Source organism: Bradyrhizobium sp. Y36 (assembly GCF_002531575.1).
Taxonomy (GTDB): domain Bacteria; phylum Pseudomonadota; class Alphaproteobacteria; order Rhizobiales; family Xanthobacteraceae; genus Bradyrhizobium.
On the sequence record NZ_NWTI01000013.1, the window covers coordinates 191776 to 203850 of the forward strand.

Genomic DNA, 12075 nt, shown 5'->3' on the forward strand with positions numbered 1-12075 from the left:
CCTCCCGCAGGCCGAGCAATGTCGATCAACGGCCGGGACAATATCTCATCACGCGGCGGACGCCCTGCGGTTCCGGCGCTTTCATCCACTCGACCTTCCAGGCCAGCCAAAGCTTGTCGTCGTCGATGACATACGCAAAGGACGACGTCGAAAAGCCCCTGTCGTTGCGAACGGTGACCTCGCCGCAGACCACCTCGATCGTGCGGCCCTCAGGGTCGGACGCCGGGCTGGTCCAGGAGATGTGGATTTCCGCATTGGGCGGAATGAGGTGAGCGGCGATTTTCGGCGTCAGCTCATCCGCAAGCGCCGGCATGCTGATGAAGGCGGCGACGACTGCGGCCAGACAGGTCCTGTGGATCACGTTTGCTCTCCTTCGCGATGAAGGACAGCGTGTCGATTTCGGCGCGGTCTTACTGTGGTCGCTGTCACATTGACCGGTCGTTCCGTAGAATCCACGATGGCTGATCACGTTGTGCCGTCACCACCACACGCGGCGAACGTCGCTGATGTTCTGCAATTGGTCTCACCCACATTGACAGGGGTGTGACGGGCGGGGCAGTTTTTCATATTGCTGACGAATCAGCGATTGCCTCACGCCGAGTACCTCTTGGACAACTCCTAGTGCTTTCGAGACTGATATCGTTGCTGCGCCGTATCCCGGCGGTGAAATGGGCATTCACCCGGCTTCGGCCCGTGCCGCATGACGGTAGCCTTGACGTCACGCCGGTCGCCACAGACGTCTCGCCCGTCATCGCCGACGATATTGTGGCTGAGCGCATTGCGGCCCAAGACGTCGTAGTCCCGGATATCGCGGCCCAAGACATCACGGCAGAGCGCACCAAGGTCGAAGGTCTTGCGGAATCAGCGCCGACCGACACCAGCGAGACCAGCACGGTTTCGGTGCAGCACGAGGCCGAGAGCGCCGCCATCGCTTCCCCTGCCCAGGATGATACCGCGATCTCCGTCATCGCGGAGAGCCCGCCGGCATCACCAACGGATGCCGGCGTCAGCGAGGAGTCCTCCCGCGAGGCGCCACCCGACATCGCCGAAGTCGCCGAGCAGGAGACTGAGGTCCCGGCCATCGAGGTGGCCGAGATCGAAACCACGGCAGCGGCCGTCCCCGCCCCCGTCGTCAGCACCGATTCTGGTGTGGAGATCTCGGCTGAGGTCGAGTCCGGCGACGCGGAGCCTTTCGACGGCGTCGGCGAAGCGATCGACGCCGCCGACCTCGTCGTCAGCAACGAGTCCCTTCCGGCCGAAGCCGAGCCCGTCGTCACGGCGGAAGCGTCGCCGTTGCCCGTCGAGATCGAGAGTGCGGCGCTTGATGCCCCTGCCCTCGTGGACGCCGACGATCATTCCTCCGACGTCATGGTGGACGTCGAGCCGACCGTCAGCGAACTGTGTGTCACATCTGCCGATGCCGAAGTCCCGGCAGAGGCCGCTCCAGAGGAGCGTCTCGACAGCGTTTCCTTGCCAGCCGACGCAGTCATCATCGCGCCGGTTGCGGTGGAGATCGCCGCGCCCGTCGCCGCGGTGGACGCGGGCTCCACCGATGCGGCGAGCGTCGTCACCGACATCGCGCCGGCTCCGGCACTCGTGTCGCCGTCCCCGGAGGTCCGCAGCGCGCCAAAGGTTCGCGCGAGACCCGCTGAGCCTGCCGATCGCGCCGCGCTGATCCGGCAGCGCTGGGCGGAAAGCGGGATCAGGATGTGGAATCCGCGACTTCACGGCACAGGCGAAGCCACGCTGAACATCCAGGGCAGCGTTGGACTCCTGCCGCCCGAGCCCGGCGAGACGATGCCGCGCTACGACAAGCTGGAATTCAAGCTGCTCGGCGGACAGATCGTCTGTGAGGGCGTCATCGTCGAGGCCCCCGCGCAGGCGAGCCATCGCAGCTTCACACGGCTCGCCGAGCCCGGGAAACCCGAGCGCGCCCGCGAGCCGGCACGCGAACGCCAAGCCGCCCTCGCCTGATCCTTTCTCCTGCGACCGCCGCTCCGATGTGCTAGGCTGATCTTCCGACATGGGAGATTTCCTATGCGTGCCAGCTCGTTGCTTCTGGTCGTGGTCGCCTTCTGCATCTCGCAGCCGGCATTCGCAGGCCAACGGCATCGCGATGCCGTCGCGGCCCGCACCACCGGCGATCAGGCCGGTTCCTACAAGGCCGACAGGCTCTCGTCGTCGCGCGGAGAGCGAATTCTGGACACGCCGGGCCAGACCACGGTGCTGACGCGACAGATGCTCGACGACATGAACGCGACCAGCCTGAGAGGCGCCTTGCGCTCGACCGCGGGCGTCACGATCGGGCGGTAGGCGTTCCGCGTCGCGCGCTATTCCCGCGCGGTCCAGCAATTTTCCTGCCGCGAAGCTGTTGCCCGCAACGTCGGCTGCAACGTAACCTGCGCGCAGGTCGAGCCGCGACGTCCGCCCGATCAAAACGACAAGAACAATATGGGAGACAAGTAATGAGAACACTCACGGCCGTGCTGTGCGCGCTGGCGCTGTTCGCAACGGGCGCGCGAGCGCAGACCATCAAGGATTTCCTGGCAGCGGTCATGCAGAAATGGACGGCTCCGTTCGAGCCGTTCCAGCTCATCGGCAACATCTACTATGTCGGGACCGAAGGCATTGCCGTCTACGTCATCAAGACATCGCAGGGCCTGATCCTGATGGATACGGCGATGCCGCAGTCCACCGGCACGATCAAGGACAGCATCGCCAAGCTCGGCTTCAACGTCGCCGACATCAAGATCATCCTCAACTCGCACGCCCATCTCGATCACACCGGCGGTTTCGCCGAGATCAAGAAGGAGACGGGCGCGCAGCTCGTGGCGGGCGAGCGCGACAAGCCGCTGCTCGAAGGCGGCTACTATCCCGGCGACGAGAAGAACGAGGACCTCGCCTTCCCGCCGGTGAAGGTCGACCGTGTCGTGAAGGAAGGCGACAAGGTCACGCTCGGCGACACCACGCTCATCGCGCATGCAACGCCCGGCCACTCGCCGGGCTGCACGAGCTGGGAGATGACCGTCAAGGACGGCGACCAGGCCCGCGAGGTGCTGTTCTTCTGCAGCGGCACGGTGGCACTGAACCGGCTGATCGGCCAGCCGACCTATCCAGGCATCGTCGACGACTATCGCGCGACCTATGCCAAAGTGAAAGCGATGAAGATCGACGTGCTGCTCGGCCCCCATCCGGAAGTCTATGGCATGCAGGCCAAGCGCGCGCAGGTGAAGGACGGCGCGCCAAACCCGTTCGTCAAACCGGACGAGCTTGCGACCTACGCAACGGGCCTGTCGGAGGAATTCGACAAGCAGCTCGCCAAGCAGACCGCCGCGCTGGAGAAGAAGTAGCGCCATCCGATTGCCGCTGCCGCACCTCTCCCCACCCGAGAGAGGTGCGGCAAGTCGCTGCGCCGGCGCGCATGGTTAGCAAAGCGTAGCGGACACATCGCAGGGCATTTGCGGCCGATCCGGTCGCTGAGGCCGCCTCTTATCGTTAATGCGGCCTCACCAGCGCGCGCCACCGGCAGGGATGCGGTAGCGCGCAACCCGCGCTGTCCCCTTGGCGCAGGATCAACCTAACGCGCCCTTTACCCCCGCTATGCAAGATCGCTCCTGTTTTCAGGGGATCCGGGGCGCGTATTGCAATGCCTGTCGCCAATTTGAAGTCTCATGTCGCCGCCGCAATGCGGCTGTTTCACGTTCCGGCCGACAATCCGGATCTGATGCGCGCGCAGTTCAACGCCTTCTCCAAGCAGGTCCCACTGCTCTACTTCATCCTGATGAGCAACACGATCGCCGTCGCCTACACCTATGTGAACGTGGCGCCGGACTGGCTGACGATGATCGTGCCGAGCGTGCTGACCGTGCTCGCAGGCCTGCGAACCTATTGGTGGCTGCGCCAGCGCCACCTGGTGCGCAGCGACGCCGACATCCTGCGCAATCTGCGCGCCACCAACTGGCTGACCCTGCCGATCGGCGCCGGCTTCACCGCCTGGTCCTTCGCGCTCTACCCCTATGGCGATCCCTTCGCCAAGAGTCAGGTCGCCTTCTACATGGCGGTCACGGTGATCGGCTGCATCTTCTCGCTGATGCATCTGCGTTCGGCCGCGCTGATCGTGACGCTGATCGTCGACGTACCCTACGTGCTGTTCTTCTTCGCCACGGGTGAGCCGACGCTGAAGGCGATCGCCGTCAACAATCTGCTGGTTTCCGGCGCGATGGTGACGGTGCTGTTCATCTACTACCGCGACTTCGCCGACCTCGTTGCCAGCCGCAAGTCTCTGCTCGCGCAGCAGGCGGCGACGCAGGCGCTCTCGGACGAGAACTTCCGCCTCGCCAATCTCGATTCCCTCACCGAGCTGCCGAACCGCCGCCGCTTCTTCGCCGAGCTGTCGAGCGCCTTTGCCGACGCCGAGCGCAGGCACGTTCGCGTCGCCGTCGGCATCATCGACCTCGACGGCTTCAAGCCGATCAACGACAATTACGGCCACTCGGTCGGCGACCGCGTCCTGATCGAGGCGGGCAAGCGCATCCGCGAGGTCTGCGAGGGCTTCGGCCCGCAGCGCGTGGAATTTGCACGGCTCGGCGGCGACGAGTTCGGTCTCGTGGTGTGCGGTGATCCCGAAGACACGGACCTGATGCGGCTCGGCGAACGCATCGGCGGCCAGGTCAAGCTGCCCTACCAGCTCGACACCGCCCATACCGGGTTGTCCTGCTCGATCGGCTTTGCCTTGTTCCCGGACTCCGCGACGACGTCGGAAGCGCTCTATGAATGCGCCGACTACGCGCTCTATCACGCCAAGCGCCATCAGCGCGGCCGCACCGTGATCTTCTCGAGCGAGCTCGAAGCCGAGATCCGCAGCCGCGGCGTCATCGAGAACCTGCTGCGCACCTCCGATTTTGGCGCCGAGATGGAGCTGGTGTTCCAGCCCATCGTCGATGCCGTGAGCGAGCACACCGCGGGTTTCGAGACCCTGGCGCGCTGGAACAGCCCCCGCCTCGGCTGGGTCTCTCCCGCCGACTTCATTCCCGCCGCGGAGCGCATCGGCCTGATCCGCCCCCTGACGCAGGTGCTGCTGGCGCGCGCGCTCGCGACGGCCAGAACCTGGCCCGATCACATCCGCCTGTCGTTCAACCTGTCCGCCCACGACGTCTGCGCTGCCGAGGGCATTTTGCCGCTGATCTCGATCATCGAGAAAAGCGGCCTGTCGCCCCGCCGGATCGATTTCGAGATCACCGAGACGGCCGTCACCTTCGATTTCGTACGCGCGCAGCAGTCGATCGCGACTCTGAAGGCGATGGGTTGCGGCATTTCGCTGGACGATTTCGGCACGGGCTATTCGTCGCTAAGCCACGTGCACCGGCTGCCGCTCGACAAGATCAAGGTCGATCGCAGCTTCGTCGCCGAGATCAACGAGAATCCGGTCAGTCACAAGATCATCAAGTCTCTCGCGGGCCTCTGCGACGACATGGAGATCGCCTGCGTCGTCGAAGGCGTCGAGACCAGCGCCCAGCTCGACAGCCTGCGCCGGCTGGGCTGCGAATTCATCCAGGGCTACCATTTCGCAAAACCCATGCCGGCCGATGCGATCGCCGACTATCTGGCGAACGAACGTCAGCGCCTCGGCGAACCGATGCGGGCCGCGGCCGGCGCATGACCATGACGTCCGCGATCGCTCCGCCCCCGCCGTCCACCTTCCGACTGACGGCTAGTCCGCGGGATTCCGCGGAAGCGTCGTCTCATGGTGCAGGAGATCGCCGAATTCCGAGAGCGCATCCTTCAGCGCCTGATCCGTTGCTCTGAGCTGCAGCCGGCCAACACTCTTCCCGACGACCTCGATGCCCGGCGTTCGCGCGATGCGCTCCTGCCAGTCACCGGGGACCTGGTCCCGCGCCGACAGGCGTGGAGCCACAACGACATTCTTCACTTCTTCACTCATGGCAACTATCCGAACTCCAGCGTTTCGGCGAGATCCCGGTCATACCATGCGCGCAAGCCCGTATCCCTGATAGGTCGAGCTGAGACCAATTCCCAGGGCATGGCGACCGAGAACGGTTTTCGCGTAGATGGCACGCTGAACGTTGCGCTCCATCCGCCTGTAGATTTGATCCCCCTCGAGCAGATTTGCAAGCACGCCCGCCACCAGCGGCGAGGCCATCGAGGTCCCCGACATGTCGGCATAGGGTCCGGGATACAGCGCATTGGTCGGGATGGTTGACACAATTCCGTTGCCCGGTGCGGCACAATAGATCTGTCCGATGTTGCTGAAGGACGCCAGGAACAGCCCGCCAAAGCCGCTTCTGTCGGGTTGCGTCGGCGCATTCAGGGCTGGCAAGGAGGTTACGGGCGCCGCATTCGGCATCCCCAGCGCAGAGACCGCGACCGATTGGGGATAGGCCGCGGGATAGCCGACCGGAGAACCATTCTGGTTGCCGGCGGCACAGACGCACACGGTTCCGCGGTCGAACGCCGCAATGACCGCATCGTGCTCGATGCTGGACGGGGCCCCGGTAATGCTCATATTGATGATGTCGGCGCCATGCTGCTGCGACAGCACGTCGATGGCGTTGGCGACGTCACCCTGGTTGCCGCCGCCGTCCTTGGTGAAGATGCGGGCGACGTAGAGGTCGGCGCCGGGAGCAATCCCCGAGAACTCGCCGCTGCCCTGGGGCGGACGCGCACCGATGATTCCACTGACGTGAGTCCCGTGGTTTCGCGCATCCAGTGCGGCGCCGGCGACGAAGTTTCCGTCCAGGAACGAGCCGATGGGAACGGCATGCTGGAGATTGGGATGCGGTCCGACGCCGGAATCGATCACGCCGACCTTGATCCCCTTGCCGGCGTCGGCGCGGAACGACGACAGCCCGCTCAGATAGTGCCACCAGCCGGACGGTCCGTTCTGCGGCAGGTCCTGGAGTTGAAACGCCTGTCCCGACTGCGGCATTTGCAGGATCGCGGTCCAGTACTGGCCGACCGGTTGCGCAACGGCCAGGTTCGGGCGCCACTGATTGGGATCGAAAGGCAGCGACACCTTGCCCGCCGCGCTGGAGAACCCGCCTCCCAGCAGCGACGTTGCCGCGCCTTGCGTACTGTTGAAGCGGACGACGACCTCGGCAGATGCAACCGGATCGCCGCGCGCGCCCTGGAGAAAGAGATCGAGCGTGGCTCCCGTCCCCAGAGACGGCCCCTCGATCTCGGCCGCAGCCAAAGACAATCCCGCCGGATAATAGACCGCTGGCACGCGGAGCAATTCGGGCTCGATGATCGTATCGGCGGTCAGTTCGGCGCCCTTCGACTGAACCTCGACCGGATCGGCCTCGAACACGACGACACGGCGTTCAGTTTGTCCCTTGGTACCGCCTTCGGTGTCGCTGACGATATTGACGGCAGGCATCAGGACACGGTCGAGGCGGGCGCTGAACATCTCGAGGGCATCGGTGCGGCGCTGGCCGGCCGCGTATTTCGAGATCAGTTGCGAAACGACGAAACGCTGCTTGGCCATTGCTGTCACTCCCGTTCAGTTCGCTGATGGTCTGACCGGTGCATCGGGCTTCGACGCCGAGAGATCAACGGAACCTTTCGCGCCGATCGGAAGCAGGATGCTCGGAACCGCGACTGGATCGTACAGACGCAGATAGAAGTGGCCAATCCCGGCCGTGCCGATCATCAGCGACGAAGTTTGCCCCGCGTCCGGAACGCCGCAGATCCACGGCAGACGAGGCTTGTCGAACGCCTCGATGCCGGCGTCACCGAGCCGTTCCGCCGCCATGACCCCGTCGGCGCGGCCAAAGAGCATCCCGACCAGGAGCAGAAAATCCCCGCTCCCCGTCACGCCATGACAGAGGCTGAAGTCCGTGCTCAAGGGATGGATCGGCGCATTGATGGCACGAATTGCGTTGGCGATCGCGACATCAAGCTCGGGAAGTATCTGCGGATCGTCCGGCAGAAGCTGTCGAATGCGCAACCGCGACAGCCCAATTCCGGTCGAGCCGTGGCACCAGGCGATCGGAAAGGAGGTTGCGTCGTGCGGCGCGCCGTGGAGCGCGCGATAGTCCGGCCAGTTGTTCTGCAATGCATTGAAGTGCTGCCGCTCGTACCGCAGCGCGCCGCGTGCGGCATCGAGATAACGCTTGTCGGGAGACACCGCATTCAGTTCGAGCAATGCGAGCGCGATGCCCGCCGTGCCATGCGAAAGCCCCAGCAAGTTTCGCCCTTCGCCGATATTGGTCGGCCAGGACACGGTATCTCGGGCATGCTGCGCCCTGCTCAGCAGGAATTCGGCGAGGCGATGCGCCTCCTGCAGCAAGTTTTGGCGGCCGTAGCGTTGCGCGATCTCGACGAGCGCCACGATTGCTCCGGCACATCCGCTCAGAAGATCGATCTGCGACGGCTCGGGCGATGAACGGCTAATGGTCTCGAGCTGCTCCAGCCCAAAGTCGATCCACTCGCTTTCGTCCGCGATCTCGCCGCTCGATATGACGGCTTTTGCGGCACCCAGCATTCCCGAATAAAGCCCGATGCGGTCCTGCATGGGCTCGCGAAGTCGCGCCATCACCTGGCGCACGGCTCCGCCCAGCGTTTCACGCTGATACCGGTCACCCGTAAACGCGACGAGCTGGGCAAGAAAGAGCGCGATGCCGCCGACGCCCTGGTAAAAGTCGACACCTGCGGCGCGATACACCGAGCTGAAGGCACCTCCGACCGGCTCCTTGGTCCAGATGAGCCAGTTGCATCTGTCCTCGTGCCAGATTGCGTCGCGCACCAGCGTTCGCCCGATCGTATCTGCGACGGTGAGGAAGCGGACCTTCGCGGCGACGTCGGCGCGGCCCGGCAAGGCACTGTGCGGCTGTTCCATCATGTCGCGCCCCTGACGGCAGGCCAGCCATAGAGATCGACGAGCCCCTGCGCCAGGTAAGGGTGCTGCAGGCTGATTCCCCTGGTCGAAAATCGCGCCTCGACCGCAGCGCGGCGGCCCGCTGGATCCGCGTGACCGGCCTCCCATGCATCGACGATCCCGTCCGCGATCAGCCGGCTGCGCGACTGGCCGAAACTCTCCCCGGATGCGGGATCGTCCGCGCCGCCCATGCCGTCCAGCAGCGGCGCGCTGAACAGCGGTGTACCGGGCCTGAGACGCGCCGCGATCTCGTCCCGCAACGGTGCCAGCAGGCGCAACGCAATGGGCAGGAAGCGGCGAGCGAGATAGACGACCACACTGTCGGTGCGGTTGTAGCCCGCCGGATCGACCGAGCATTTGAACCGGTATGGAATCAGGTAGCGGTTGAACAGGGTCCCGACCGTGGTCAGGAGCCAGGACGCCTCGTCCGCAGCGGCGTTGAAATAGAAGCGCGTCAGGCGGGCGAAGTCGTAATCGCTCGCGATCGTATCGCCAAAGGCGAAATAACTTCCTGCCTGCTCGGTGAGCGAGTCCGGCACCACGGGAATTTCGACGAACTCGCCGATCATCGGTATGCGCGCGTAGCCGCCCGGGAACGCATACCGGCCCTGTTGGAGCATTGTCGCGCTTTCGCCCTTCTGCACGTGAATCGCACCATTCTGCTCGAGCTGGAACACTTTCCAGCCGGGCTCCGATCGCGCGATCGTGGGGTTATGGGCGCGCAGCCCCGTGCAGAACGACGCATCGTGGGACAGATGCCATTGCTGGGCCTCGAGGTCGAAGGGCCCGCCTTCGTAGACCCGGCTGTAGGCCACGAAATAGACCACGGAGGCAAGCGCGTCGCGCAACTGCACGGTCAGGCCGTCACGGGCCCCATTTTGCGATTGAAGAGGCGTCGCATGCCTCGGCACGCTGGTTGCGTTCATCAGCGGGCCACCGCCGACCCGGAACTGTACCGGCGACATGATCTCGAGATTCGCCAACAAGGCATCCAGGCGCTGGTCGTCGGATAACGCTGCGGGCATGCTCATGACAACCAGCCCTCATTCATCATCGAACCGGCGGGAGCGCGAATGGATTGCGCTGTGATGCCGAACAGATCGCCGCAAGCGCGGAGAGGGTCTGCGAGGAAATAGCGCGCCATTTGCAGCGCGGCTGCCGCGTGCGGCGTGATCGCGGCCGCATCTGCCGAAAGAAGCTCGAAGGCGAGCAGGACAAGCCGCGCGCCGACCAGCCGGCCCGAGAGCGCCAGCTCGCTCTGGTCGATCGGGATCGCGATGCGGGCGACCTCGCAATAACCGTTCCAGAACTCCAGTGCCGGGGGCTTGACCGCGGCAATTTGCGACGTCGCCTGAGACAGGATCCATTGCGGGTCGCCCGGCATCTGCTGCAGAGGCAGGTTCAGCAGCCAAAGCTGCACGAACGTGCACAAGGCGCTGGCGACGTCCCACAGTGGATCTCCGAGATCGGCCAGCTCCCAGTCGATGATGCGCAGCTCGCGATCCTCGCCGCTCTCGCCGACCAGCAGGACATTGTCCCACTTCATATCACCATGCATGAGGCAGATGCGGCGCCACCGGGCGTTCAGCTCGGCAAGCCCTCCATAGAGCTCGGGCAGCGACCGGATGACGTCGACGACCTGTCGCCGCCCGCCATTCATGTTCGGCATGACCATCTCGGCCTTCTGGCCCATGCTCAGAACCCAGGGAGGATCGCCGCTGAGCACTGCGGCGACCCGCAGCAGGGAGCCGGGGCGCGCGGTCTCGATGTGGCAGGCCGCCAGGGTACGTCCCCAGCGCCGCGCCACCGTGGTCGGAACGCATTGCGCCTTCCGAACCAGATCGGACAGTGTTTCAGCGGGATCGAGCGCGTCATAGACCAGCACGTGCACGCGCGGATCGTAACGCCGCAGCGTTGGCGGCACTTTTTTCAGGGCCGATTCCGGCGCCGCTTCCGAAGCAATCTGGGCCACGGCCGCCTCGCGCCGAAAGGAAACGATCGTTTCCGGATGGACGATGGGAATCTGCTTCACGAACAGCGACGGGCCACTGTTGCGCAGGATACGGAAATTGCGATTGCGCCGCCCGATCTCGACGACCCTGAAATTCTCTTCGACGATGTCATGCGAGGAAAGCTGGCCGACGTCCCGCAGATAGTGAAACACGTTGCTTGCTGTCAGGAACATCGAGTGACCTCGCGCCGGGGAGGCAGACGGCTTTGGACGATGCAGAGGTTGCGTGGGTCGAGGACTTGTCCTCGACCCACGCGGAATGGCTCAGCCACAGACGGGCGTGCACACCGTAAAGATCGTGATGTTGCACTGAACCGGGCCAAACGTTGCTTGCGGCGCCAGTCCCGGTCCCTGTTGCCCACCAAACGGGCCGTGACCGCCGCACGCGATACTCGGAATCGGACAGTGCAGCGTCACGATCGGGCAGGTCAGCGTCGGTCGCGGACAGGTTGGGCCAACGGTGACCGGACAGATCAGGGTATGTCGCAGGCATCCCGGATTAACGGTGATCGGGCAATGAACGATGACGCTCGGACAGGTCAGCAGCGTCGGCGGATTGCAGGTCGGCGTAATCGTCATCAGATGAACGGGACCACCGATACCGCCACCCTGCGGGCCATTCGCCTGGCCACAAACCGGCGTGCAGAGCGTAAACACCGTGATGTTGCAGTTCACCGGACCGAATGTCGCCTGCGGTGACATCCCGCCGTCCTGCTGCATCCCACCCTGCGGCATCCCGGCCGCCTGGCCACAGACCGGCGTGCACAGCGTGAACACCGTGATGTTGCAGTTCACCGGACCGAATGTCGCCTGCGGTGACGTCCCGCCGCCCTGCTGCATCTCACCCTGCGGCATCCCGGCCGCCTGGCCGCAGACCGGCGTGCACAGCGTGAACACCGTGATGTTGCAATTCACCGGACCGAACGTCGCCTGGGGTGACATCCCGCCGCCTTGCTGCATGCCGCCCTGCTGCATCCCACCCTGCGGCATCCCGGCCGCCTGGCCACAGACCGGCGTGCACAGCGTGAACACCGTGATGTTGCAGTTCACCGGACCGAATGTCGCCTGCGGTGACATCCCGCCGCCTTGCTGCATCCCGCCCTGCGGCATCCCGGCCGCCTGGCCACAGACCGGCGTGCACAGCGTGAACACCGTGATGTTGCAGTTC

11 protein-coding genes are annotated in these 12075 nt (G+C 64.7%); 4 read left to right on the top strand and 7 right to left on the bottom strand.

The window, feature by feature from the left end:
- Positions 1 to 25: 25 nt before the first annotated feature.
- Positions 26 to 361, bottom strand: coding sequence for a hypothetical protein (locus CO669_RS21885; protein ID WP_097661998.1), 336 nt, complete (start codon positions 359 to 361; stop codon positions 26 to 28).
- Between the two features lie 182 nt (positions 362 to 543).
- On the opposite strand from CO669_RS21885, the gene CO669_RS21890 reads away from it, so the two are divergent.
- The 4 genes from CO669_RS21890 (at position 544) to CO669_RS21905 (ending at position 5659) form a co-directional block, all read left to right on the top strand.
- Positions 544 to 1974 (top strand): hypothetical protein, encoded by a 1431-nt coding sequence (locus CO669_RS21890; protein ID WP_245444429.1) that lies wholly within the window; start codon positions 544 to 546, stop codon positions 1972 to 1974.
- A 63-nt stretch (positions 1975 to 2037) separates the two neighbouring features.
- Positions 2038 to 2313: a hypothetical protein gene (locus CO669_RS21895; RefSeq protein ID WP_097662000.1), complete on the top strand. Its 276-nt coding sequence runs from the start codon at positions 2038 to 2040 to the stop codon at positions 2311 to 2313.
- Positions 2314 to 2465: 152 nt separating this feature from the next.
- The gene (blaBJP, locus tag CO669_RS21900) at positions 2466 to 3350 is read left to right on the top strand and encodes a BJP family subclass B3 metallo-beta-lactamase (protein ID WP_097662001.1); all 885 of its coding nucleotides are present in this window, start codon (positions 2466 to 2468) and stop codon (positions 3348 to 3350) included.
- A gap of 296 nt (positions 3351 to 3646) precedes the next feature.
- A complete protein-coding gene (locus CO669_RS21905; RefSeq protein WP_198964174.1) occupies positions 3647 to 5659 on the top strand; it encodes a putative bifunctional diguanylate cyclase/phosphodiesterase in 2013 nt (670 codons plus the stop codon).
- Between the two features lie 51 nt (positions 5660 to 5710).
- Here the strand turns inward: CO669_RS21905 and CO669_RS21910 are convergent, their stop codons facing one another.
- The 6 genes from CO669_RS21910 to CO669_RS35720 form a co-directional block, all read right to left on the bottom strand.
- Positions 5711 to 5941 (bottom strand): hypothetical protein, encoded by a 231-nt coding sequence (locus tag CO669_RS21910; RefSeq protein ID WP_097662003.1) that lies wholly within the window; start codon positions 5939 to 5941, stop codon positions 5711 to 5713.
- A 39-nt stretch (positions 5942 to 5980) separates the two neighbouring features.
- Positions 5981 to 7504 carry a S8 family serine peptidase gene (locus CO669_RS21915; protein ID WP_097662004.1) on the bottom strand — a complete coding sequence of 508 codons (1524 nt, stop codon included), beginning with the start codon at positions 7502 to 7504 and terminating at the stop codon, positions 5981 to 5983.
- A gap of 15 nt (positions 7505 to 7519) precedes the next feature.
- Positions 7520 to 8860 (bottom strand): lanthionine synthetase LanC family protein, encoded by a 1341-nt coding sequence (locus CO669_RS21920; protein ID WP_158228780.1) that lies wholly within the window; start codon positions 8858 to 8860, stop codon positions 7520 to 7522.
- Positions 8857 to 9927 carry a T3SS effector HopA1 family protein gene (locus tag CO669_RS35715; RefSeq protein WP_158228781.1) on the bottom strand — a complete coding sequence of 357 codons (1071 nt, stop codon included), beginning with the start codon at positions 9925 to 9927 and terminating at the stop codon, positions 8857 to 8859. Before CO669_RS35715 ends, CO669_RS21920 begins: the two co-directional genes overlap by 4 nt.
- Positions 9924 to 11081: a phosphotransferase family protein gene (locus CO669_RS21930; RefSeq protein ID WP_097662007.1), complete on the bottom strand. Its 1158-nt coding sequence runs from the start codon at positions 11079 to 11081 to the stop codon at positions 9924 to 9926. The genes CO669_RS35715 and CO669_RS21930 overlap by 4 nt, the downstream gene beginning before the upstream one ends.
- Positions 11082 to 11171: 90 nt before the next feature.
- A partial coding sequence (locus CO669_RS35720; protein ID WP_198964175.1) for a hypothetical protein occupies positions 11172 to 12075 on the bottom strand: 904 nt, incomplete at its 5' end.

Bases quoted from the DNA above. Each gene is read 5' to 3' on its own strand.
- CO669_RS21895 (WP_097662000.1), top strand. From the start codon at position 2,038: ATGCGTGCCAGCTCGTTGCTTCTGGTCGTGGTCGCCTTCTGCATCTCG.
- blaBJP (WP_097662001.1), top strand. From the start codon at position 2,466: ATGAGAACACTCACGGCCGTGCTGTGCGCGCTGGCGCTGTTCGCAACG.
- CO669_RS21905 (WP_198964174.1), top strand. From the start codon at position 3,647: ATGCCTGTCGCCAATTTGAAGTCTCATGTCGCCGCCGCAATGCGGCTG.
- CO669_RS21910 (WP_097662003.1), bottom strand. From the start codon at position 5,941: ATGAGTGAAGAAGTGAAGAATGTCGTTGTGGCTCCACGCCTGTCGGCG.
- CO669_RS21915 (WP_097662004.1), bottom strand. From the start codon at position 7,504: ATGGCCAAGCAGCGTTTCGTCGTTTCGCAACTGATCTCGAAATACGCG.
- CO669_RS21920 (WP_158228780.1), bottom strand. From the start codon at position 8,860: ATGATGGAACAGCCGCACAGTGCCTTGCCGGGCCGCGCCGACGTCGCC.
- CO669_RS35715 (WP_158228781.1), bottom strand. From the start codon at position 9,927: ATGAGCATGCCCGCAGCGTTATCCGACGACCAGCGCCTGGATGCCTTG.
- CO669_RS21930 (WP_097662007.1), bottom strand. From the start codon at position 11,081: ATGTTCCTGACAGCAAGCAACGTGTTTCACTATCTGCGGGACGTCGGC.